This window comes from Thioalkalivibrio sp. ALJ16 (assembly GCF_000377345.1).
Lineage (GTDB): Bacteria > Pseudomonadota > Gammaproteobacteria > Ectothiorhodospirales > Ectothiorhodospiraceae > Thioalkalivibrio.
The window spans coordinates 76,174-99,545 of sequence record NZ_KB898041.1 but is presented as its reverse complement, the minus strand read 5'-3'; the positions used below and the strand labels follow the sequence as shown (position 1 = coordinate 99,545).

Here is a 23,372-nt window from a genome sequence, read left to right as displayed (position 1 = left end):
GGAACGTGCGCAATCCGCACCAATCCCGCCCGAACCCCAAAAAAAACGGGGCCCGCACCTGGCCCGACACGATCCACATCCCGAACCGACGCCTCGCGCGAAACCGAGTACCCCAATGCCCGAATCCCTGCAGCTGGACCCCAACCACCGCCCGATGGCGAACCGCTTCCGCGGCTTTCTTCCGGTGGTCGTCGACGTGGAGACCGGTGGTTTCGACTGCCGCCGGCATGCCCTGCTGCAGATCGCCGCGGTCTTCCTGCGCCGCGACGAAAACGATCACCTGGTGCGCGACCGCACGGTCAGCCTGCATGTGCGCCCGTTCGAAGGCTCGGAGCTGGACCCGAAGTCACTGGAAGTCAACGGAATCGACCCCTACCACCCGCTGCGGGCAGCATGGCCGGAGGATCAGGCCATGGGCAAGCTGTTCAGTGAGGTACGGCGGGAGGTGAAGGTCAACCACTGCAAGCGCGCCGTGCTGGTGGGGCACAACGCCCACTTCGATCTTGGCTTCGTGCATGCGACCGCCGAGCGCTGTGGGATCAAGCGCAACCCGTTCCACCCGTTTTCCAGCCTGGACACGGTATCGTTGGCGGCCCTGGCCTTCGGCCAGACGGTGCTGGCGCGGGCGGCTGATGCCGCCGGGCTGGGCTGGGATACGGAGGCCGCTCACAGCGCGGCCTTCGATGCGGAAAAGACGGCGGATATCTTCTGCCAGATCGCGAACCGCTGGCAGGACGGGGTCGGGGTCCCGCAGAATGCGCTGCGCCTGCCCGACCCGGAAGAGCTGCCGCCGGGGAGCTGAGCCCGACCGGGACGTATACGCAGGTCATCACGCCCCCTAGGGAGACGCTGATTTAATTGCACGTCCGCGCTCGAGTCGCTTTTGCGTGCGAACAAGGCGCGGTGACTGCCGTGCAGTCATTCTGCACAAGGGAGCCGCAACGCCGTGCGCGCGCCCGTTTTTGATCAACAACGGGCGGCCGAGCCCGCTCTTTCAATCACTTGTCGGGTTGGTGCCCCCTGTTCCCCGATCCTGCGTTGCGCCGCTTGCGGGTAGAACCACTACCCGCTGCACGACGCGCCTTGTCTCGGAAAACAGGGGGCACCAACGCGGACGTGCGATTAAATCAGCGTCTCCCTAGCCCGACCGGCTTCCGCCGCACCCTGTCTCGGTCGCCGGCCTTTGTCGTCATTCCGCGTTCACGGTGCCTTCGGTCCGGCCGCCTTCCCCTTAGCCACCATGAGGCAGGCGGCCGGACGAAAGACACAAACACCGGATACCGAATCAGGGTCGTGGTAGGGCCGGGCAGCTGGAACGCTCGACCGGCGGCGGACAGGCCGCGTCACCCATCCACCTCTGGGGACGCGCCGAACGCGTCACGCAGCCAGCCTCGCAGGGCGTCAAACCCATACTCGGCGGACTCGGACGGCGGCTGCATCCCCGGCACAAAGCCGCGCGTGCGGAAGGGCTCCAGCAACTCCGGATCGCCCGAGATCACGTGTACCGGCACCGCCCAGCTGGCGTCCTGTCCGGTAATCAGTGCGGCCGGCTGATGATCCCCCAGCATCACGAACAAGGTCCGGTCATCGACGTATTCGGCCGCATAGGCCCCGGTCACCTCCAGCGAGTAGCGCACGGACTCCGCGTAGAAATCGCGCACACGCTCGAAGTCCCGCCACAGCACCTCCGGCGCCGGCCCCTGCCCCGCCCATTGATCGAAGACCGCGCCATCGTCGATCGCCTCCCAGTCGTCCAGCACCGGCAGGACCGGGGTCCACGGCGCATGCGAGCTGATCAGGGCGAGCATCGCGAAGACCGGCTGCTCGGAAGGCGCGCGAATTTCGCGTTCGAAGAACGACCAGGTGTACTGATCGGGCATGGTCACCCAGAAAAAAGGGGGCCCGGCGTAGTCGAACTCGTGCCGGTCCACGATCCGGTCCCAGCGAAACCAGCGCCCCTCCGGCCAGTCGAGCTGGATCGCCGGCGCCAGCATGGCCGTCGCGTGCCCGGTGGCCTGAAAATCCTGCACCAGGGTGTCGCGGGTGCGCGCCTGCAGTTGGTCATAATGTCCGGCGTAGCGTACCTGCAGGCCAGCCAGCAGCGAGGCCTGCGCCAGCCAGGACTGGCCCCCTGCGATCGGGGCCTCCAGTACACCGGTCACCACGTGCAGGTCCGCCGCGGCCAGCTGATCGCCGATGGACTCGAGGCTCGGCACGATCACCGGCCCATAGCGCCCGTCGAACACGCTCGAGACCCCGTAGGACTCCACCAGACCGAGGATCACGTCGACGTCGGCAAGGCCCGGCAACTGACGCCCCTCGGCCTGGTCGCGGGTCTGCTCCAGACCGGCGCGAAACCCGCGGTTCTCCGCAAGTCCCGCCCGACCCGCCACCACCTGTTGCTGCACCAGGGCCACCCCCGGCGCGGCCGTCCCCGGGGGCGCCACTGCCCACAGCGTGGCCGCCGCCCCCACCAGCCCGAGCGTGAACAGCCCCCCCGCAACGGCCAGTGACCGCCCGCGCCCGCCACCCAGCGGCTGCCGGCTCAGTGCGTACAGGCCGCGCGCCGCGCCCGCGACCACCGACACCAGCCCGACGACCAGCACGAGCGCCAATAGCAGGGTCGCCCAGAGATCCAGATTGCCGGTGACCAGTCGGTACACGGCATCCAGCAGCACCCAGTCCTGGAGCGTATTCAACGGCCGGCTCAGGCTGACCCGGGTCAGGGCATCGAACAGGGCCAGCAGCACCAGCGCCAGCAGACCGACCGCCGCGACCCCGGCAAGGCCCCGGGCGACACGACCCGCCGGCAACAGCAGGAACAGGCCCGCCAGCAGCAGCGCCTCCCAGGCCAGCCAGCGCCCGGAGAACCCCGCGTAGGCCGGGACCTCCAGCGCCAGCAGCAGGCCATTCAGCGCGGCCAGCGTCAGCAGCAGGCGCAGCACGTGCGTCGCCTAGGGAAACACAGATCCATGTACACGCTCGCGCTCGAGTCGCTTTTGCGTGCGAACAAGGCGCGGTGACCGCCGTGCAGTCATTCTGCACAAGGGAGCCGCAACGCAGTGCGCGCGCCCGTTTTTGATAATCACGGTCGGCCGAGCCCCTTCGTTCATTAAGTTGTGGGGTTGGCACCCCAGGTTCCCCGATCCTGCGTTGCGCCCCTTGCCGGTAGAACGACTACCGGCTGCGCACCGCGCCTTGTCTCGGAAAACCTGGGGTACCAACGCGAGCGTGTACATGGATCAGTGTTTCCCTAGGAGCCAAAGGTCATGCGCTGCATCACCCCGTCGCGGCGAATACGCCAGTGGTAGAGCGCGGCCGCGATATGCCCCAGCGCCAGCAGCAGGAGGGTCCGCCCCAGCCACTGGTGCCAGACAAACAGGGTGTCCGAGAGCGCCTCATTCTCCGGAAACAGCCCCGGCAGGATCATCGGGCCGAGTTGCACCGGATAGCCACCGGCGGCCGTGGCCCACCAGCCGATCACCGGCATCACCAGCAGCAGCAGATACAGCAGCCCGTGCACCGACTCGGCCGCGATGCGCTGGACCGGTGGCAAAGGCACTGCATAGGACGGCCTGCCATGCCGCAGACGCAGCCCGATGCGCAGCAGCATCAGCAACAGAATCAGCACCCCGAAAGACTTGTGCCAGGTGTAGAGGGCATTGGTCGTGGCGTCACCGAACCGGTCCTGCAGCCCTTCAAAGCCGTACCAGCCAATCAGACCGCCCAGTGCCAGTGCCGCAAGCACCAGCAACGCCACCAGCCAGTGCAGGATGCGCTGAGCAAGACTGTAGCGGTGCCAAACGGCCGCATCCCCTAGCTGTCGCATACCGAACCACCTCCACCAATCGACCCTGTTACCCCGGACCACACCCTATCAGGCCACCGCGCCCGAAGTACCCCCAGCGTCGTCGGCCGTTTGTCCACCTTGTGCGGTACCCACGCTAACCTTGGCTAAATGAACCGTACCCCCATCACCAGACAGCCCCGGCCGCGACCACTCAATCCGGACCGCATCCGCTGCCTGACCTTTGATCTGGACGACACCCTGTGGCCGGTGATGCCGGTCATCCACCGCGCCGAGGCACGCTTCTACGCCTGGCTGCGCGAGGCAGAACCCGGGGTCTGCGAACGCTACGACCCGCAGGCACTGGTCGCCCGACGTGCAGCCTTTATGCGCGCGGCCCCGGAGCACCAGCGCCACGACCTCACCGCTCTGCGCAAACAGTGGCTGCGCGAACTCGCCGGCGAATGCGGCTGCTGCCCGGACCGGCTCTCCGGCGAGGGCTTCGACGTGTTCTGGCACGCGCGCAACGAAGTCACCCCGTTTCCCGAGGCCGAAGCCATGCTGAGCGTGCTGCGAGGCCGCTACCGGGTCGGCGCGATCAGCAACGGCAATGCCGATGTCTTCCGCACCTCGCTGGGGCGCTACTTCGACTTTGCGATCGCCGCCGGTCCCGCCGGTGCCGCAAAACCGGACCCGCGCATCTTCGACCAGGCCCGCGCGCAGGCCGGCGTGGATGGCGACGCAATCCTGCACATCGGCGATGACAGCGCCGCCGACGTCCTCGGCGCCCTGCAGGCCGGCTTTCGCGCCGCCTGGTTCAACCCCGACGCCATGCCCTGGAAACACGGCCACCCGCGCCCCTGCCTGACTCTGGGCCGTCTCGGCCAGCTGCCCCGGCAACTCGGCATCTCCACCTGACCCCTCTCACCACCACACCCGTGGGAGCCTGCTTGCAGGCGAAGCCCCCGCCCGCGTCCGACTCTGGCAGGGGCTTCGCCTGCAAGCAGGCTCCCACGGGCCAGAAGCGATGAAGAGGCCCATCCTGCGATCCGGGATTGGCTTTGCGGCCCGATTCTTCCAAACTGCCGCCATGATTTCGACGACCCCCCTGCGTCCATGAAGCTGCTGTGCGTGGGCGACATCCACCTGGGCCGCCAGCCTTCACGCATCCCGCCCGCAGTGGACGAGGCACTCGGCATTGCGAACCTCGGCCCGGCCGCCGCCTGGCGCCGCAGCGTGGAATACGCCGTGGAACAAGGCATCGACGCGGTGCTACTGGCCGGCGACGTGGTCGAGCAGGAGGACGATTTCTACGAGGCCTACCGTGACCTGAGGGCGGGTGTCGAACGCCTGACCGAAGCGGGCATCCGGGTACTTGGCGTCGCCGGCAACCATGACGTCCAGGTCCTGCCACGCCTGGCCGAATCGCTGCCGGCCTTTGAGTTGCTGGGGGCCGGGGGGCAGTGGGAAACCCGCGAACTGCGCGGGCATGAGGGCCAGCGCCTGCGGATTGCCGGCTGGTCGTTCCCCGAAGCGCGCGTCACCACCAGCCCGCTGGAAGGCGATTTCCCCGCTCCCGCAGACTGCCCTACCGTCGGGCTGCTGCACTGTGATCGTGACCAGTCCCGCAGCCCGCACGCCCCGGTGCGCAGCCGCGAACTCGACGCCGCGCCGGTCGAGGCCTGGCTGCTGGGCCATATCCACCGCCCCGATCCACTGGCCGCACCCCGGCCGATGGGCTATCTGGGCTCCCTGTCCGGCATGGACCCGGGCGAGCCCGGCCGCCATGGCCCCTGGTGTCTCGAGATCACCCCGGGGGGCGACCTCGCGATCGAACAGATTCCACTGGCACCGTTGTACTGGCATACCCTCGAGATCCCCGTGGATGGCCTGCAGCAAGCGGCCGACATCCACCGCCGGGTGACCGAGGCCATGGAAGCCCTGCATGCCGAGCTGGAGACCTGGAGCCACAGGCCTGCAGCCGTCGGCTGCCGCCTGCGCTTTACCGGGCGCAGCGATCAACGCCATGCGCTGGAGCGCAGCCTGCACGCCGACGACCCGCGCGCCACACCGCAGGACCTCGGGGGCCGCTTGTATTTCGTCCACGACTGGCGCCTGGAGGCCCTGCCCGACCTGGATCTGGCGGAACTCGCCGCGGGCAGCGATCCCGCCGCATTGCTGGCCCGCAAGCTCCAGTTGCTGCAAGGCCCGGACAACACGGCCCGCCGCGAACTCCTGGAGAAGGCCCGCGATCCTCTCGCCCAGGTGATCCATGACCCGCGCTATCGCGCCCTCGCCCCCGACCTCCCGGATGACGAGGCCGTCGCCCGCTACCTGGAAGCGGCCGCGCTGCACGCCCTGGATCGGCTGCTGCTCCAGCGCGAGAGCGAATCATGAGGACCACATGAAGCTGGACTCGCTGGATATCGTCCGTATGCCGGGCCTCCATCCGGGTTTCCGCCTGGAGGCCCTGAAATCAGGCGTGAACGTGGTGGTCGGACCCAACGCGTCCGGGAAATCGAGCCTGGTGCGCGCCTTGCGATCCGTGCTGTATACCCAGGAACTGCGCCAGACCGGGGTCCACATCGAGGCTACCTTCATCGACGCCGAGGGACCATTACAGGCCCATCGGCTGGGGACCGATCTGTCCTGGTCGCGCAATGGCGAACGCATCGAGGCGCCCCCACTGCCCGATCATCGCTTCATCGACTGCTACACCCTGCACATCGAGGACCTGCTGAACGCCGACCACGGCACCGAGCAGGAGATCGGCTTGCGCCTGGCCCGCGAGCTGGCCGGCGGCTACGACCTGCCCGCCCTGCGCGACGATCCCGCACTGAGCCTGAAGACGACCCATGCCCGCAGCGAGTCCCAGGCGCTGACAGCCGCAGAACAGGAACTGCGCGAGCGCCGCCAGCAGCAACGCGGCCTGCAGCACGACGAACAACGCCTGACCGACCTGAAGGCGCAACGCCGGCAGACCCAGCGCGCCACCCACGAGGCCGATCAATACGAACGCGCCCTGGATCTGCTGGGGGCGCGCCGCCAGCACCGGGACCTGAAGACCCGGATGGCTGCCTTGCCTCCCGGCCTGGACAAACTTCGCGGCGACGAGCTGCAACGCCTCGCCCTGATCCACGACGAGCTGCGCCGTCTGGAACACGAACAACAACAGGCCCGAACACGCCTGGAAGACGCACGCCAGCGCTGCGAGGAAACCGGACTGACAGACCCCGATCTGGATGCGGATCACGTGGACGATCAACGCCCCGCGATTCGCCGACTGCTGGATCTGGAGAGGGGGCTGGAACAGGCCACGGGTGAGCTGCACGAGGCGCAGGCGACACTGCGCCAGGCAGCCGAAGGATTGGGGGGCACGCCAGAGACGGCTCCGGCCCTGGATCCCGCCACGCTCCACCGGGTGGAACAGTCTCTGGAGACGCTGCGCGGGCTACAGGCCGGAATCGCGCAACGGGAGGACGAACTCGCCTCCCTGCCTGCAACTGAGGACACCCTGCCCGCCCCCGACACACTGCGACGCGGCCGCGACGAGCTGCTGCACTGGCTGGGGGCCCCGCGTCCCACTCCCTGGACCGGCCTGCGCCGGGCCGCCGCCGGGATCGCCCTGCTCGCGGCGGGCGGCGCCATCGGCACAGCGACGGCACTGATACACCCCGCCTTCGCCGTACTCGCCCTGCCGGTCGCCTGGGGCGCCTATGTCGCTGCGCGCCCGGCGGCCCACGACATTTCGCGCGAGGCTGCCAGGGCGCGCTTCCGCGATAGCGGTCTGGCGCAGCCCTCGGACTGGCAGACCGACGCGGTCCGCGAGCGCCTGGCCCATCTGGAGCATGAGCTGGGAACCGCGGAGGCCGCACTGCGAACGGCGGAGCGTCGCGCTCGACTCGAACGGGAACTGCAAGAGCGCCGCGCCGCCCGCGAGCAGGAAGAGGTGCACCTGAAAGCGATTGCCCGGCAGGTCGGCTTCGACCCCGGATGCATGGATGCCTCGCTGCAACGCTGGATCCACCTGACCGCCAACCATGATCGGGCCTGTCAGGCCGTTAACGCGGCCCGGGCAGAGCAGGAACGCCTGACAGCCGAACTGGAGACGACCCGGGCACCCGTGCTGGACTTTCTCTCCCGGCATTCCGTGGCCCCTCCTGCCGCCCACCCTTCGGCGGATGCCCTGGCCCAGCGCCTGGACCGTCTCGCCGCCCGGCTGCAGACGCGGGACACCGCCCAGCGCGAGGAAAAGGCCGCCCAGCGCGAACTCAAGCGCCTGCAAGGAGACGCAGATCGCGCTCGGGAACAGATCGCCGCGCTGTACGCAGCGGCCGGCCTGGAGAATGATGACGAAGCGACCCTGCGCGAGCGGCTGCGCCTGTGGCCCGACTGGCAGGAACTGAGCGCGCAACTGGCTAATGTGTACGAACGCGAGCGGGATCGCCGCCGCCACCTCGAAGACCGCCCGGACCTGCTGGACGCGGTCGAGGCCGATGCCGCGGATTCCCTGGAATCGCAGCTTCAGACGCTGCGCGACCAGGCCGCGGAACGCGACCGACTGAGCGAGGAGATCGCCCGCATCGAAGCGGCCATCGACCGGGCTGGACACGAACGCCAACTGGAAGCCGCACGCGCTCGCCGCGAGCGCGCCCGCGACACCCTGAGCGAGCGCCTCGAGCAGGCGCTGTTTGCCACGGCCGGAAACGTCCTGCTGGACCAGATCGAGATCGAACACGAACAGGCGGTGCAGCCTGTGCCCCTGCGCCAGGCCCGCGAGTGGTTCCAGCGTTTCACTCGCCATCAATACCAACTTCAGTTCTCGCCTCATGCCGCGACCCGGTTCAGCGCCCGCGAGACCGCCAGCGGGGCCATTCGCTCGCTCACCGAACTCTCCAGCGGGACGCGGATGCAGCTTCTGCTCGCCGTACGCATGGCCTTTGCGCTGGAGGCCGAACGCGGACGCAGTGCGCTCCCGCTCATCCTCGACGAGGCGCTGGGCACGGCGGACCCGAACCGCTTCCGGGCGGTGGCCGAAAGCCTGCAGGCCCTGGCCCACGAAGCCGGCCGACAGGTCTTCTACCTGACCGCTCAACCCGAAGACGCCCGTTACTGGCAGGCACAGGGCTCCAGCGTCGAGATCATCGACCTGGCCGCACGTCGCTGGGGACAGCAAGTACTGGGTAGCCCGGACCAGCTGACCCTTCCGGCAACCGAACCGGTACCCGCCCCCGGCAGCGATACACCCGAGGACTACGCGCAGCGGATCGGGGGCATTCCCGTGATCGATCCCTGGCAGGACCCAGCGGGCATCCATCTGTTTCACCTGCTGCGGGACCGTCTGGAACTGTTGCAGCGTCTCCTGGAACTGGGGGTGGATCGCCTGGGCGCTCTGGAATCGCTGCTAGAAGGCCCCGCCAACTCGCTGCTGGAGCCTCCGGAATACCAAATGCTCAAGGCCCGCAGCGAGGCCACTCGCGTCTGGATTCGCGCCTGGCGCCAGGGTCGCGGCCGCCCGGTAGACCGAGCGGCCCTGGAGGCGTCCGAGGCCGTCAGTGCGACCTTCATCCAGGCCGTCTCGGACCTGGCGAGCCAGCTGAATGGCGACGCCGAACAGCTCCTGCTCGAACTGGAGGGCGGTACGGTCAAGCGCTTCCAGAGCAGCGCCCGCGAACGGCTGTCCGAATGGCTCAGCGACAACGGCTATATCGACCCGAACCCGGTCCTGACCGAACCCGAGCTCGAACACCGGGTAATTGCGACCCTGAAACCACACCACCCCACACCGGAACAGGCCATTACCGAAGGCCAGGCCCTGGCCCGCGCCCTGCGGGCCGGCGTGCACTCGCCCGCCTGAACGGGACGGGACGGAGACGAAAACTCCGGGCGCCCCCCCGGACGGCTGCGGCGCTCGCCCCTGCACCAATGTTTCGGTGCTATTGTGGAGCGATCACACTTCGTGACCCCGCCTCGCTGGCGACACCCCGATGGAGACCCTGCTGCCCTGTGGCCAAACCGAACTACCAATACGAAAAACGCCAGCGCGAGCTGAAAAAAGCCGCCAAGCAGGAAGAGAAACGTCAGCAGAAACGGGCTCGCAATCAGCCGGATGACGCATCCGGCACCCCGGAGGACCCACCCCATGAAGAGCATGGGTCGTAAGCGCGACAGCAACGAGCAGGCTGTAACGCTCCAGGGAAACACTGAGCCGTGTTTCCCGAATGGAGAAACGCAAGCCCAAGGTCCTTCTGCCCGGTCCCAACCATTTCGGAACACACCACGCCGGCTTCCGAGCCCCCCAGGTCGGCATCCAGCGTTTCCCTGACCCCGTAGCCACTCATGAAAACCCCCAAGATCCTCCAGCCGCTGATCGAAGACGGCGTCATTGATTCCGTCCTCGGGCAGCTGCAAAGCGGCAAGGAGGCCAACATCTACCTCGTCGGCTGCGGCGGTACGACACGCTGCGCCAAGGCGTACAAGGAAGCGCAGCATCGCGGCTTCCACAAACTGGCCGAGTACCAGGAAGGCCGCAAGGTCCGTGGCAGTCGCGATGCGCGGGCCATGGCCCGACGCGGCCGGCATGGCCGCGAAGTCGAGGAAACCCAGTGGAAGAACGCCGAAGTCGAGGCGCTCTATCGCCTTGCTGACGCGGGCGTGCGAGTACCCGTCCCCTACGGCGTATTCGACCGCGTCCTGCTGATGGAACTGGTACTGGACGCCGACGGCAACACCGCACCCCAGCTACACGAAGTCGAGCTGTCCCCCGAGACGGCGCGCGAGTGGTTCGCCTTCATGATCCGGCAGATCCAGCGCATGCTGTGCGCCGGCCTGATCCATGGTGACCTGTCCGAGTACAACGTGCTGGTGGATGCGCACGGGCCCGTCATCATCGACCTGCCCCAGGCCGTCAACGCGGCCGGCAACAACAACGCATTCCGTATGCTGCAGCGCGACGTGAACAACATGCGCGCAACCTTCGGCCGCGCGGAGCCCGCGTTGCTGGAAACGCAATACGCCCACGAGATGTGGGACCTGTTCGCCAACGGCGCCCTGACCCCGGAAACACCCCTGACCGGGCACTTCGTGCACAGCGAAGAAACCCCGGACGTCGATGGTGTCCTCGACGAAATCGAGGATGCGCGCCTGGAGCACGAGGCCTTGCTCGCGGCCCTCGACCCGACCCACCCTGACAACCGGAACCCGTAAAAGACTAGCCGGCGCTCCCGAACCCAGGCCGGTCAGAAAAGGAAACTCCACCACGCCCCCAGCAGCTGCGAGCGGGCGGCTGGCAGCCGTTCGGTTGCGCCTTACGCGCGGGCCGTGCCCGAAAGAAAGGCGTCGACGCGGTCCAGATCCTCGGGGGTATCGACGCCGGGCGGATGGGCCTCGGCACGGCGGCCGACCTGGATCCACGCGCCCATGTGCAGAGCACGCAGCTGCTCCAGCTGCTCGAGCTGCTCGAGCGGGGCCGGCGGCTCGGCGCTCATGCGCCGCAGGAAGCCGGCGCGGTAGGCGTACAGCCCCAGATGGCGGGTCGCCTGATCCAGCGCCGAGGCGCGCCCGGCGCGGTGGGCCTCACGATCCCAGGGGATCGGGGCACGGGAGAAATACAGGGCCCGGCCGTTGCGGTCCGTCACCAGCTTGACCTGATTGGGGTCCGCCAGGTCCTGCTCGCAGCGGATGGGCACGCCGAGGGTGGCCATATCCGCCTGCGGGGTCTGCGCCAGCAGGGCCGCCAGGTCATCCAGCAGTGGCCCGGGGGTCAGCGGCTCGTCGCCCTGCAGGTTGACCACGATGGACTCGTCCCCCCAGCCCTCGGCGGCCGCGACCGCGGCGATGCGGTCGGTGCCCGAGGGCAGCGCGGGGTCGGTCAGGAAGGCCTCGGCCCCGCACTGGCGCGCGACCGCGAGGATGCGCTCGTCATCCCCGGCCACGATCACGCGGCGCGCGGCGCTCTCCTGCGCGCGGCTGATCACATGCGCGATCAGCGGGCGCCCGGCAACCGCCGCCAGCGGCTTGTCCGGCAGCCGGCTGGAGGCCATGCGGGCCGGGATCACCACGACGAAGCCCGTCATGCGGACGCTCAGGCCGCGCGCCAGCGTTCCTTCTCGTCCTCGGAGAGCGCGCGGGCCTCGTCCTCCAGCATGACCGGGATGTCGTCGCGGATCGGATAGGCGAGCCCGGCGGAGACCGAGATCAGCTCCTGGTTCTCGCGGTCATATTTCAGCGGACCCTTCGTGACCGGGCAGACCAGAATATCGAGCAGACGCTTGTCCATGCATTACCCCAGGTGTTTGAGCCGACTGACGGTCTCCAGACGCGCGAGCAGCGCCGGCTCGAAAGTGGTTGGCAACCGGGCCGCGATCGGCCAGTACCAGTGATTGTCCTGCGCAAACGACCGGCATTTTACGGCATCCTTCTCAGTCATCAGAACCGGCAACTCGTCATCGAAGCGGATCTGGTGCGGCAGGAACCGATGATGGTCGGGAAACGGATGTCGAATGATACCGATCTTCGCCGCCTCGAGGGTACGGAAGAAGCGCTCCGGATCGGCAATACCGGCGATCGCGTGGGCATCGCGCCGGGCGAACCGGTGGGGCTTGCGCGACTCGTCGGCCCCGTCCACCCGCAGCAGCCGGCTGGCCGGGACCAGTTCCATCGCGATCTCGCCGGGGCCCGGCTCGCCCCCGGTCACGATCACGAAATCCGCCCGCTCGCGGGCCCGCCTGGGCTCGCGCAGCGGCCCCGCCGGCAGGCACAGCCCGTTGCCGAAGCGGCGCTTGCCGTCGACCATCAGGATGGTGATGTCGCGCGGCAGGCGGTGGTGCTGCATGCCGTCGTCGGCAATCACCACGTCCACCCCCTGCTCGGTCAGGGCCCGCGCGCCGCGGACCCGGTCGCGGTCCACCTGCACCGGCACCCCGGTGCGCCGCGCGATCAGCAGCGGCTCGTCGCCCACCACCACCGGGTCGGAATCGGCCGTGACCGCGATCCCGGCGACGTCCCCGCGACCGCCGTAGCCACGGCTGACAATGCCCGGCCGATACCCGGCGGCACGCAGACGCTTGGCCAGCCAGACGGTCATCGGCGTCTTGCCGCTGCCACCCAGCGTCAGGTTCCCCACCACGATCACCGCCTTGGCCGGGATGGTGATGTCGCGCCGCAATTGTTCCTGGCGCTGACGGTTCCACTCGGCGAGACCGGCGTATACCAGCGACAGCGGAAACATCGCCGCCGCGAATGGCCCGCGCTGGCTCCACTGATCCCACAGCCGGGCACCAAGCCATGCCTGCAGCGATCCCATGGCTACCAGTCCCAGACCTGCTGCAGCACGGCGTCGAAGTTCGCATCCACCTGGCGCCGCTCGTCCCAGAAGCGCCGGCGTGCGGCATCACCCTGCTGGCGCCGCGCCGCTGGGTCGTCGCGCAGTGCCTGCCAGGCCGCCAGCACCGCAGCCGACTCGCCCAGTACCGGACAGGGCACCTCCGCGGCCGGCGGCTTGCCCAGGCTCACGGCCGCCCCGCCAGCCAGGCCCTGCCACAGGGCCTGGCGATCCGGCGCGGCCAGGTGCACCGCATGGGCGGCACTGGCCGCGGCCGCGAACCAGCGCCGGTCGTCCAGATGGAGGATGGTGCCCGGTGCCAGCGCCGACCGGTCCCAGTCCGAGACCACCTGGTCGGAACCCGGCAACGGGACGGCGTCCGCCTCCCCGCGCAGGCTGGCCAGCAGGATGTCGGTCTGACCCCAGCCGGAGGCCTCCCAGGCCGCCCGCCAGGCCGGCCACTGCGCCGGCGTACCATGCCACCACCACAGGCGCTCCACCCCGCCCCCGACCAGCGAGCGCAGCACCACATCGGCCTGCGCCTCGACGAACCGGGCCTGGGGGTCGGCCGGGTCCAGCGCCCGCGCGCGGGCGGCGAGCGGCCAGCCATCGGCGGCGACGGGATCAACGGGCCAGTGGCAGGCCACCGGGGACATGGCCCCGGTGGCCGGCACGGTGTTCACCGCGATCACCGGCGCCTCGGTCTCCTGCAACAGGTTGACCGGGGCCCGGCCACCGGCCAGCAGGATGCCGTGGGGCTGAAAGCGCCGCAGCACCCGGCGCACCACCCGCGGCCGGTCGCAGGGGCCGTAGCCCACCCCAACCTTGCGAAATGGCTGCATGTGGCGCTCGAAGAGCTCCGGGTAATCCTGCTCGAAGGTCAGGACGATACGCACGTCCTGGCGCTTGTCGCGCACCGCACCCAGCAGCTCGATCCCCAGGCGCACGTCCTCGGGGCTGCCGCCGGCCTTGATCCAGATCAGCCGCCCGCGATCCGCGGGCGGGGTGAGGAAACCCCGCCGGGCCCGTGCCCGACTGCCATCGCCCCGACGGTAATCGCGCCAGGTCGCACGCCAGACCGGGAGCGGGTGATCCCCGTACCCCCCGGCATCACCCGGCATCCCCCGCCTCCTCGCGGAACTGCAGGCGATGCAGGTGGGTGTAGACCCCGCCACGGGCGATCAGCTCCTCGTGCCGCCCGCTCTCCAGAATGCGGCCGTTGTCCATCACCAGGATGCGGTCGGCGCCCTCGACCGTGGACAGGCGGTGGGCGATGACCAGCGTGGTACGCGTGCTCACCAGCGCATCCAGCGCGGCCTGCACCTGGCGCTCGGATTCGTTGTCCAGGGCGGAGGTGGCCTCGTCCAGGATCAGGATCGGGGCGTCCCGCAGCAGGGCGCGGGCGATCGCCAGACGCTGGCGCTGGCCACCGGAGAGACGGGTGCCATTTTCCCCCACCAGGGTCTGCATGCCGTCGGGCAGGCGCTCGATGAACTCCAGTGCATGCGCGGCGCGCGCCGCCTCGCGGATCTCTGCCTCGGTCGCCTCGGGCCGGCCGTAGGCGATATTGGCGGCCACGGTATCCGCGAACAGGGTGACGTTCTGGCCGACATAGGCAATCTGCCGGCGCAGGTCGCGCAGGCGGATGGTCTCGAGGTCGTGGCCGTCCAGCAGGATGCGCCCCTCGGTCGGGTGATAGAAGCGTGGCAGCAGGTTGACCAGCGTGGTCTTGCCACTGCCCGAGCGGCCGACCAGGGCCACGTTCTCGCCCGGCTTCACCGCAAAGGAGATGGCCTTGAGCACGTCCGGGCCGTCCGCGCTGTAGCGAAACGCCACGTCCTCGAATGCCAGCTGCCCCTCGGCGCGGTCCAGCGGCACGTGGCCGGTGTCGCGCTCCGGCGTCTCGTCCAGTACCGCGAAGATGCTCTGCCCTGCGGCGATGCCGCGCTGCAGGGTCGCGTTGATCATCGACAGCCGGCGAATCGGGCTCAACAGCAGCAGCATGGCGGTCAGGAAGGAGACGAACGTGCCGGCCGTGACCGTGTCGTCACCGAAGTCGGAGGTCGCGACCCAGATCACGAAGGCAAGCACCGCCGCGACCAGAAACTGGATGGTCGGGGTGTAGGCCGCCTTGATGCCCTCCATGCGCATGTGCAGCCGACGGTTGCGCTCGTTGATGTCCTCGAAGCGCCCGCGTTCGTAGGTCTCGCCGCCGAAGATGCGCACCACCCGGTGGCCCTCGATCACCTCCTGGGTCACGTGGGTGACATCGCCCATGTTGTACTGCAGGCGGTGCGAGATGCGGCGAAAGTGCTTGGTCACCACGCGCACCAGCACGGCCATCACCGGGGCGATAATCAGGATGGTCAGGGTCAGGGTCGGCGTCAGCCAGAACATCCAGGCCAGCAGCGCGATGATCGTCAGGGTGTCGCGCACCAGGGTGCTGAACCCGTCGGTCGCGGCCGTCGCCACCTGCTCCACGTTGTAGGTCACGCGCGAGATCAGCTCGCCGCTGCTCTGTTCCTGAAAACGCTGCACCGGCATGTGCAGCAGGCGCTCGAACAACTCCTCGCGCAGGCGCTTGACCACCTGCCGGCCGACATAGCGCATCGCGTAGACGGACCCGAATTCGGCCACGCCGCGAACCAGAAACAGGCCGATCAGGGCCAGCGGAATCCAAGCCACCAGTGCATGGCCCTCGCCCTCGGCGAAGGACTCGTCCATCAGCGGCTTCATCAAGGCCGCGAATCCGGCCTCGGTCGCCGCCATGCCCAGCATGGCCACGGTCGCGATCACCAGCAGCGGCCAGTAGACGAAGGCATAGCTCAGCAGACGGCGATAGACCGTCCAGCCGGAATCAAAATGCTGCGGGTGATGTTCGTCAGTTGTCATCGGCACCCTGGCCCAGGGTCGCAATGGAGACCGACGTGATCCCGAGGCGGCCCACCACATCGAGGGCACGCACCACCGACTGGTGGCTGGCATTGGCATCGGCCCGGATCAGCACCGGATCGCTCTCGCGCCCCTCCAGTGCCTCGGCTAGCACCCGCTCCAGGGTCTCGGCGCGGCGGTTGACCAGCTCCTGCCCATTCACGAAGTAGTTACCGTTGGCATCCACGATGATGTCGATCCACGCGCGCTCCACCGCCTCGGCCTCGCGGTCGGCCGAGGGCAGGGTCAGTTCGATATCCGCGTGCTGGTCAAAGGTCGTGGAGACCATGAAGAAGATCAGCAGCAGGAAGACGACATCGATTAGCGGCGTCAGGTTGACGCCCGGCTCCTCCTGTCGTCGCGGGGTGCGGAAATTCACGCCCGGGCCTCACCTTCGGCGGCGCCGGACGGGCGTTCGCCGTGGATCACCTCGACCAGCTTGGTGGCCTCCTGCTCCATCTCCAGCACCAGCTCGTCGATATGCCCGCGGAAGTAGCGGTGGAAGGCCAGCGCCGGGATCGCCACGCCGATGCCGGCGGCAGTGGTGATCAGTGCCTGGGAGATACCCCCGGCCAGATCGCGCGGGCTGCCAACGCCGATCTCGGTAATCACGGTGAAGACCTCGATCATCCCGACCACGGTGCCGAGCAGGCCCAGCAGCGGGGTGATCATCGCGATGGTGCCCAGCGTATTCATGTAGCGCTCGAGTTCGTGGGCCACGCGACGGCCGGCCTCCTCGATGCTCTCCTGGGTGATCTGGCGCGCGCGGTCATGGGTGGCCAGACCGGCGGCCAAGATCGCGCCCAGCGGCGAACCCGCGCGCAGGCGCTGGATGTCGTCGAGCTTGAGGCCCTGGGTGCGCATCTGCTCCCACACCGAGGTCAGCAGGCGCGGCGGGACCACGCGCGAGCGGCGCAGCGTCCACAGCCGCTCCAGCACGATGGCCACCGCGAGTACGGAACACAGCAGGATCGGCAGCATCAGCCAGCCGCCTGCCTGTACGATCTCCAGCATTCGGTCTCTCCCTCTTGGCTCGTCGGGCCGGCGCGTCAGTCGCGCCGGAACACGGCCATGGATTCCACATGGGCGGTATGCGGGAACATGTCCATGATCCCGGCCCGCTCCAGGCGATAGCCATGATGATGCACCAGGCGCTCGGCGTCACGGGCGAGCGTGGCCGGGTTGCAGGAAACATAGACCATGCGCTCGATGCGCTGCGGCGCCAGAGCCTCGATCACCGCGGCCGCGCCGGTGCGCGGCGGGTCCAGCAGTACGCGGTCGTAGCGTTCGACCAGCCATGCCGCGTTCTTCAGGGCCTCGACGTCATCCAGATCGGCGCGTTCGTAGCGGGTGTTGGCGATGCCCTGGTCGCGGGCATTGGCGCGCGCCCGTGCCAGCATCGCGTCGTCCACCTCGACGCCAACCACTTCGCCGGGCACCTCGCCATCCGACACGCTGCGCGCCAGCGGCAGGGTGAAGTTGCCCAGCCCGCAGAACAGATCCAGCACCCGCTGGCCCGGCTGCAGGTCCAGCGCGGCCAGCGCCTGCGGGACCATCTTGCGGTTGATCCCGGCATGCACCTGGATGAAGTCCGTCGGCATGAACGGGACCGACACGTCGTAATCCGGGTGGCGGTAGAGCAGCGGCTCGATCGGCCCGGCCAGCGGTTCCACCGTCTCCGGGCCGCCAGGCTGCAGATACACCTGAATGCCCTCGGCCTCCGCCCAGGCGGACAGGCGCGCGCTGTCCGCCTCGGACAGCGGATCGAGGTTGCGGAAGATCAGCGCCACGCGCTCGTCATCATCCACCGCCACCTCGATCTGCGGCAGGCGGTCGCGCGCCTCGAGTCCACCGATTAGCTCGCGCAGGGCCCGGATGCGCTGCCCCACGGCCGGGTGCAGCACCTCGCAGTGGGTCATCTCGGCCAGATACGGGCTGCCACGCTCGCGAAAGCCGACCAGCACCCCGCCCTTCTTCGGCACGTACTTCGCCCCCAGCCGCGCGGTGCGGCGGTAGCCGAGGGTGGTGTCGGTCAGCGGCTCGAAACGGGCCTCGGGGGTCACGTGGCCGATACGCTCCAGGGCATCGAACAGGGCCTGCTCCTTGATCGCACGCTGGGTCTCGATGGAGGCATGCTGCAGCTTGCAGCCGCCGCACAGGCCAAAGAACTCGCAGGGCGGTTCGACCCGGCCCGGGGCCGGCTCCAGCACCTCGACCACCTCGGCGCTGTCGAAGCGGCGCTTGCGCCCGGTCTGCTGGGCCATCACACGCTCGCCCTTCAGCGCCCCGTGGATGAAGCAGGCCTTGCCATCGCGGCGGATCACGCCCTGGCCGTCCAGCGTGACCTCCTCGATGGTGGCCTCGAACGGGGTCTTGTCGATGCGTGCCATCAGTCCGCGCGTCCGGCCGGCTGCCAGGCGTCGAGGAATTCGCGGTGGTGGCCCGCGCCGCTGGCCTCCAGGTACTCGGCCAGCTGCTCCTGCCGACTGGCCAGGGCCGCGTCGGTCAGATTGCCGCGCATGTACTCGAAGCGCAGCCAGACCAGGTAGGTGTTCAGCACGTCGTGCTCCACGTAGTCGTGGATCTCGCGGGCACGGCCGTCACGCCAGGCCGGCCAGACCTTGGAGCCATCCATGCCCAGCTTGCCGGGGAAGCCAAGCAGGCTCGCCATCATGTCGAGACTGGTGACCGCGCGGCCCTGAAAACCGGCCAGCACGTCCATCAGGTCCACGTGGCGCCAGTGGAAGCGCGACAGGTAGTTGTTGTAGCGAAACTCGCGGTCGTCATCGCCCTGCTCCCAGTAGCGCGGGGCCTGTACGCCGTTGACCAGCGCGCGGTAGTGCAGCACCGGCAGGTCGAAGCCACCGCCGTTCCAGCTGACCAGCTGCGGCGTGCGCTTGTCGATCACGTCGAAGAACTGGCGCAGCAGCTCGGCCTCGGTCGGCGCCTGGCCGTCCTCGCCCTCGCGCCCGAAGGCGGAGAGCTTCAGCGCGTCGCCACCCTGGTAGAGCACACCGATCGAGACGATCCGGTGCAGCGGGTGCTTGAGGAACTCCGTTCCGGCTTGCGCGCGGCGCAGGGCGAACAGCGCCTCGGCCACCTCGTGATCGCTCAGACCCTCGAAGTCGTGAAGGCGCCGAGCGCCATCGATGTCGGGGACGGTCTCGAGATCGAAGATCAGGATCGGGGCGCTCATGCGGGGAACACGCCGGTGGAGATGTAGCGGTCGCCGCGGTCACAGATGATCGCGACGAAGGTCCCGCCCTCGGTCGCGGCCGCCAGCTTCAGGGCCGCGGCCACGGAACCCCCGGACGAGACCCCGGCGAAGATGCCCTCCTCGGCGGCCAGCCGGCGCATGGTGTCCTCGGCCTCCTCCTGGGTCACGTCCACGGTCTGGTCCACCCGGGAGGCCTCGAAGATGGTCGGCAGGTACGCCTCCGGCCAGCGCCGGATGCCCGGGATCGAGGCCCCTTCGGCGGGCTGCACACCGACGATCTGGACGCCGGGATCGCGCTCCTTCAGATAGCGCGACACCCCCATGATGGTGCCGGTGGTCCCCATCGCCGAGACGAAATGGGTCACCGTGCCCTCGGTATCGCGCCAGATCTCCGGCCCGGTCCCGATGTAGTGGGCCTCGGGGTTGTCCGGGTTGCCGAACTGGTTCAGCACCCGGCCCTTGCCCTCGGCCTCCATGCGGTCGGCGAGGTCGCGCGCGCCCTCCATGCTCTCCTCGCGCGAGACCAGCACCAGCTCGGCGCCAAAGGCCTTCATCGAGGCGCGGCGCTCGGCGGACATGTTGTCCGGCATCACCAGGATCATGCGATAGCCCTTCATCGCCGCGACCATCGCCAGCGCGATGCCGGTATTGCCGCTGGTCGCCTCGATCAGGGTATCGCCGGGCTGGATGTCACCGCGGCGCTCGGCCGCCTGGATCATGTTCAGCGCGGGCCGGTCCTTGACCGAACCGGCGGGATTGTTGCCCTCGAGCTTCACCAGCACGGTGGACGGCAGGTCGGCCGCCATGCGCTGCAGGCGCACCAGCGGCGTGTTGCCGACAAAGTGCTCGAGGCTCGGAAAGGATTCGGGATGCAGGCGTTTCTTCATGCGCGCAGAGTATAACGACCGGGCCCCGTCCCTGCCCACGCATGTCGCCGCGCGCTCCGGAGCCGCCGCCATGCCTTTCCCTCTCGAAACCGCCGCGATTCCGGCCTAAGCTCGAACACATGCTTGTGTTACTCGAATACCTGGTCGTTACCTTCCTGGCGGTGTTCGTGATCGTGAACCCGCTGACCACGGCGTTCATCTTCACGGCGATGCTGCCGCGCGCCTCGGAGGAGAAGCGCCGGGCGATCGCGCTGCGCTCGGTCAAGGTGGCCACCTCCCTGCTGTTCGCCTTCGCCCTGCTGGGCGGGGTGATCTTCCAGCTGTTCGGGATCACCCTGGCGGCGTTTCGTATCGCCGGCGGCATCATCCTGTTCGGCATCGCGATCGGCATGATCCGGCAGAAGGGGGCGACCGAAAAGGAGACTGCCCAGGAGGTCAAGGCCGACAAGGGGCACGTCACCGAGGACATTTCGGTGATCCCGCTGGCGATCCCGTTCATGAGCGGCCCGGGCGCGATCGCCACAGTGATGATCCTGACCAGCGAGGCCCCAACGGTCTATCACACGGGGCTCGTATTCCTCGGCGTGCTGGCCTGCATGGCGGCCTGCTACTACGCGATGATCTATTCGCGCTACATCGTCCAGTACCTGGGCGACACCGGGAAGGACATCCTGACCAAGGTCTTCGGCCTGATCCTCGCGGTACTGGCCGTGCAGTTCGTGATCAACGGCATCAGCGACGCCGCGATCGGCTTCATGCTGGATACGCAGATGCTGGACGAGCACGAGGTCGAGGACCCACGCGTTCCGACGCGCGATCTCGACTGACCTGCCCCGTTCCGCTACGACTGGGCGCCGGCGTGCCAGGCGCGCAGCGTGGCCACATCCACCGCCGGGCTCGGCAACGCGGGACCGGCCAGAACCCTCGCCGGTGCGTCCGGCTCGCCGAACCCGTCCAGCACCGCCAGCGCGCCATCGAAGTCCTGTTGCCGGGTGTAGTCGTTGGTGGTCACCACCACCTCCAGCCCGGCGCCGCGCGCGGCACGCACCCCGTTGTCGGAATCCTCCAGGGCGAGGCAGGCGCTGGCGGGCAGGTTCATCGCCTCCAGCGCATGGGTGAAGATATCCGGCGCGGGTTTCTTGGCCGGCACCACGTCACCGGCGGAGATCACCTCGAAGCGGTAGGGGCCGTCGCTGCCCAGGGTCGCCTCCAGCAGGGCGGTCACGTTCTCCGGCGTGGTCGTGGTCGCGATCGCCAGGCGCAGCCCCTCCGCCTCCGCCTCGTCCAGCAGCCGGCGCACACCAGGGCGCAGCGGGATCGCACCGGTCTGCAGCATCGCCACATAGTGACGCGTCTTGGCCGCGTGCAGCTCGCGAATGCGGGCGTCGATCCCGGGTGCCTCGAGGGCTTCGGGATGATCTTCCGACAGGTACTGGCGAATACGTTCCTTGCCGCCAGTGACCCGCAGCAGTTCGCCGTAGCGCGCGACACTCCAGTCCCAGTCCAGGCCGGCCTCCGCGAACGCCTTGTTGAACGCCACCCGGTGCCCGTCACGCTCGGTATCGGCCAGGGTGCCGTCCACGTCGAAGATCAGTGCCTGCAATTGCTTCATTCTGCTGCTCCCGTCCCTTGGTCTGTTGCATGCGTGGATGGCTGCTGCGGCGCCCCGCGTTGTGGGTCAAACCCGACAGAATCCCCGGGACTGCGCACAGGGTTCATGGCACGGGGCTTGCCCGGCCCGCCTGACTCTGGTACTTAGTGCGCCTCATTTTTCCAGCCGGAGAAAGCCCGCATGGCTGCCGACAACAAGACCGCCAAACCCTCCACCCAGCACATGGTCGCCGGGGGCATTGCGCCCTACCAGCCGAAGCCGGACGAAGAGTACATGAACTCGGAGCAGCTGGACCATTTCCGCAGCCTGCTGCAGGCATGGCGCCAGGAATTGGCCGAGGAAGTGGATCGCACCGTGGGCCACATGCGCCAGGACGCGGCCAACTTCGCCGATCCGGCCGACCGCGCCACCCAGGAAGAAGAGTTCGGCCTGGAACTGCGCGCCCGCGACCGCGAGCGCAAGCTGTCGAAGAAGATCGACGAGGCCCTGCGCAAGATCGAGACCCACGACTACGGCTACTGCGAAACCTGCGGTGTCGAAATCGGCATCCGCCGCCTGGAGGCCCGCCCGACGGCCACCATGTGCATCGACTGCAAGCAGCTCGACGAGATCAAGGAAAAGCAGCGGGCCTGATGCCGGCCGGGTCGTGAATCACACGCCCGAACCGAACTCGGCGGCCAGGCACTACGTTGGCCGCTTCGCCCCGACCCCTTCCGGCCCGCTGCACGCGGGCTCCCTGCTCGCCGCCGTCGTCTCCTGGCTGGACGCCCGGAGCGTCGGCGGCGACTGGCATCTGCGCATCGACGACATCGACCGCCCCCGGGTTCGAACCGGGGCGGCCGATGCCATTCTGGGTGCTCTCGAGGCCTACGGCCTCGGCTGGGATGGTGCCGTCACCTGGCAGAGCCGGCACGCCCCCGCCTACCAGCAGACTCTGGAGGCCCTGCTCGACACCAGGCAGGCCTTTGCCTGCGGCTGCACCCGCAAGGATCTGGCCCACCACGGCCGGCACGGCTGGGAAGGGCCAGTGTACCCGGGCACCTGTCGCAACGGCCTGCCACCCGAGCGCGAACCCCGGGCCCTGCGCGCCCGCGTCGACACCCGTCACTGGACCATCGAGGACCGCTTCCTGGGCGCCGTGGCCTTTGATCTGGAGGCCCTGGGCAGCGACTTCGTGATCCGCCGGGCCGACGGCATCGTCGCCTACCAGCTCGCCACGGTGGTCGACGACCTCGCCCTGGGTGTGAACCATGTTGTCCGCGGCATCGACCTGCTGGGCTCCACACCGCGCCAGATGCAGCTCTACCGTATGCTGAACCAGCCCCCGCCGGTCTACGCCCACCACCCGGTGCTGGTCGCCGCGGACGGCCACAAACTGGCTAAGGCCACCGGCGCGGCTGCCATTCGTGCCGATGCGGCGCGCCGCCAGCTGGCCGACACCCTGGCGCGGATCGGCCTGGCCCCGAGCGACATGCGGGCCCCGGACCGGCCGGATCGCCAGCTGGCCGAGGGGCTGGAGCGCCTGCAGCAAAGGCCGCTGGCGGAGACCCTGCCCGTGCGCGCAACGCTGCCCGGAGACGCCGGCGCGGTGTAGACTCGCCGCATGCTGCCCCGCC

The 23,372-nt window shown here is 68.8% G+C and carries 22 protein-coding genes; 9 read left to right on the top strand and 13 right to left on the bottom strand.

Going from position 1 to position 23,372, the window contains the following annotated elements; translation table 11 throughout:
• Nucleotides 1-115 precede the first annotated feature (115 nt).
• Entirely contained in the window at nucleotides 116-802 is a 687-nt protein-coding gene (gene rnt / locus D000_RS0106525; protein WP_018872736.1) for a ribonuclease T, read from the top strand.
• A gap of 541 nt (nucleotides 803-1,343) precedes the next feature.
• Here the strand turns inward: rnt and D000_RS0106520 are convergent.
• Both D000_RS0106520 and D000_RS0106515 read right to left on the bottom strand, forming a co-directional pair.
• Nucleotides 1,344-2,945 carry a hypothetical protein gene (locus D000_RS0106520; protein WP_018872735.1) on the bottom strand — a complete coding sequence of 534 codons (1,602 nt, stop codon included), beginning with the start codon at nucleotides 2,943-2,945 and terminating at the stop codon, nucleotides 1,344-1,346.
• Nucleotides 2,946-3,253: 308 nt separating this feature from the next.
• Entirely contained in the window at nucleotides 3,254-3,829 is a 576-nt protein-coding gene (locus D000_RS0106515) for a cytochrome b (protein WP_018872734.1), read from the bottom strand.
• Nucleotides 3,830-3,958: 129 nt separating this feature from the next.
• Here D000_RS0106515 and D000_RS0106510 point away from each other — a divergent pair, with 129 nt between their 5' ends.
• The 5 genes from D000_RS0106510 to D000_RS0106495 all read left to right on the top strand — a co-directional run bounded on the left by D000_RS0106510 (nucleotide 3,959) and on the right by D000_RS0106495 (nucleotide 10,993).
• Entirely contained in the window at nucleotides 3,959-4,705 is a 747-nt protein-coding gene (locus D000_RS0106510) for an HAD family hydrolase (RefSeq protein ID WP_018872733.1), read from the top strand.
• Nucleotides 4,706-4,903: 198 nt separating this feature from the next.
• Entirely contained in the window at nucleotides 4,904-6,184 is a 1,281-nt protein-coding gene (locus tag D000_RS0106505; protein WP_018872732.1) for a metallophosphoesterase, read from the top strand.
• Between the two features lie 7 nt (nucleotides 6,185-6,191).
• The gene (locus D000_RS0106500) at nucleotides 6,192-9,644 is read left to right on the top strand and encodes an AAA family ATPase (protein ID WP_018872731.1); all 3,453 of its coding nucleotides are present in this window, start codon (nucleotides 6,192-6,194) and stop codon (nucleotides 9,642-9,644) included.
• Nucleotides 9,645-9,793: 149 nt separating this feature from the next.
• A complete protein-coding gene (locus D000_RS14290; RefSeq protein ID WP_196800595.1) occupies nucleotides 9,794-9,949 on the top strand; it encodes a hypothetical protein in 156 nt (51 codons plus the stop codon).
• A gap of 177 nt (nucleotides 9,950-10,126) precedes the next feature.
• Nucleotides 10,127-10,993, top strand: a complete 867-nt coding sequence (locus tag D000_RS0106495; RefSeq protein ID WP_018872730.1) for a PA4780 family RIO1-like protein kinase — start codon at nucleotides 10,127-10,129, stop codon at nucleotides 10,991-10,993.
• A gap of 101 nt (nucleotides 10,994-11,094) precedes the next feature.
• Here D000_RS0106495 and kdsB read toward each other — a convergent pair whose 3' ends face one another.
• The 10 genes from kdsB to cysM are packed head-to-tail and all read right to left on the bottom strand — an operon-like array spanning nucleotide 11,095 to nucleotide 20,144.
• Nucleotides 11,095-11,862 (bottom strand): 3-deoxy-manno-octulosonate cytidylyltransferase, encoded by a 768-nt coding sequence (gene kdsB / locus D000_RS0106490; protein ID WP_018872729.1) that lies wholly within the window; start codon nucleotides 11,860-11,862, stop codon nucleotides 11,095-11,097.
• An 8-nt stretch (nucleotides 11,863-11,870) separates the two neighbouring features.
• Nucleotides 11,871-12,065 (bottom strand): Trm112 family protein, encoded by a 195-nt coding sequence (locus tag D000_RS0106485; RefSeq protein WP_017942319.1) that lies wholly within the window; start codon nucleotides 12,063-12,065, stop codon nucleotides 11,871-11,873.
• Nucleotides 12,066-12,068: 3 nt separating this feature from the next.
• Complete coding sequence (lpxK, locus tag D000_RS0106480; RefSeq protein ID WP_026279812.1) at nucleotides 12,069-13,091, bottom strand: tetraacyldisaccharide 4'-kinase; 1,023 nt, start codon at nucleotides 13,089-13,091, stop codon at nucleotides 12,069-12,071.
• Between the two features lie 2 nt (nucleotides 13,092-13,093).
• Nucleotides 13,094-14,230, bottom strand: coding sequence for a glycosyltransferase N-terminal domain-containing protein (locus D000_RS0106475; protein WP_018872727.1), 1,137 nt, complete (start codon nucleotides 14,228-14,230; stop codon nucleotides 13,094-13,096).
• The gene (msbA, locus tag D000_RS0106470) at nucleotides 14,220-16,001 is read right to left on the bottom strand and encodes a lipid A export permease/ATP-binding protein MsbA (protein WP_026279811.1); all 1,782 of its coding nucleotides are present in this window, start codon (nucleotides 15,999-16,001) and stop codon (nucleotides 14,220-14,222) included. Before msbA ends, D000_RS0106475 begins: the two co-directional genes overlap by 11 nt.
• Nucleotides 15,991-16,419: a biopolymer transporter ExbD gene (locus D000_RS0106465; protein WP_018872725.1), complete on the bottom strand. Its 429-nt coding sequence runs from the start codon at nucleotides 16,417-16,419 to the stop codon at nucleotides 15,991-15,993. The genes msbA and D000_RS0106465 overlap by 11 nt, the downstream gene beginning before the upstream one ends.
• On the bottom strand, nucleotides 16,416-17,054 hold the full coding sequence (locus D000_RS0106460; RefSeq protein WP_018872724.1) for a MotA/TolQ/ExbB proton channel family protein: 639 nt from the start codon (nucleotides 17,052-17,054) through the stop codon (nucleotides 16,416-16,418). Before D000_RS0106460 ends, D000_RS0106465 begins: the two co-directional genes overlap by 4 nt.
• A gap of 35 nt (nucleotides 17,055-17,089) precedes the next feature.
• Nucleotides 17,090-18,430, bottom strand: coding sequence for a 23S rRNA (uracil(1939)-C(5))-methyltransferase RlmD (rlmD, locus tag D000_RS0106455; RefSeq protein ID WP_018872723.1), 1,341 nt, complete (start codon nucleotides 18,428-18,430; stop codon nucleotides 17,090-17,092).
• Complete coding sequence (locus tag D000_RS0106450) at nucleotides 18,430-19,236, bottom strand: 3'-5' exonuclease (RefSeq protein ID WP_018872722.1); 807 nt, start codon at nucleotides 19,234-19,236, stop codon at nucleotides 18,430-18,432. The genes rlmD and D000_RS0106450 overlap by 1 nt, the downstream gene beginning before the upstream one ends.
• Complete coding sequence (gene cysM, locus D000_RS0106445; RefSeq protein ID WP_018872721.1) at nucleotides 19,233-20,144, bottom strand: cysteine synthase CysM; 912 nt, start codon at nucleotides 20,142-20,144, stop codon at nucleotides 19,233-19,235. The genes D000_RS0106450 and cysM overlap by 4 nt, the downstream gene beginning before the upstream one ends.
• Nucleotides 20,145-20,263: 119 nt before the next feature.
• Here cysM and D000_RS0106440 point away from each other — a divergent pair, with 119 nt between their 5' ends.
• A complete protein-coding gene (locus D000_RS0106440) occupies nucleotides 20,264-20,971 on the top strand; it encodes a MarC family protein (protein WP_018872720.1) in 708 nt (235 codons plus the stop codon).
• A 14-nt stretch (nucleotides 20,972-20,985) separates the two neighbouring features.
• Here the strand turns inward: D000_RS0106440 and D000_RS0106435 are convergent, their stop codons facing one another.
• Entirely contained in the window at nucleotides 20,986-21,756 is a 771-nt protein-coding gene (locus tag D000_RS0106435; protein WP_018872719.1) for an HAD family hydrolase, read from the bottom strand.
• Between the two features lie 180 nt (nucleotides 21,757-21,936).
• Here D000_RS0106435 and dksA point away from each other — a divergent pair, with 180 nt between their 5' ends.
• Both dksA and gluQRS read left to right on the top strand, forming a co-directional pair.
• Nucleotides 21,937-22,389, top strand: coding sequence for an RNA polymerase-binding protein DksA (gene dksA, locus D000_RS0106430; RefSeq protein ID WP_018872718.1), 453 nt, complete (start codon nucleotides 21,937-21,939; stop codon nucleotides 22,387-22,389).
• A 13-nt stretch (nucleotides 22,390-22,402) separates the two neighbouring features.
• On the top strand, nucleotides 22,403-23,350 hold the full coding sequence (gene gluQRS / locus D000_RS0106425; protein WP_018872717.1) for a tRNA glutamyl-Q(34) synthetase GluQRS: 948 nt from the start codon (nucleotides 22,403-22,405) through the stop codon (nucleotides 23,348-23,350).
• Nucleotides 23,351-23,372 lie beyond the last annotated feature (22 nt).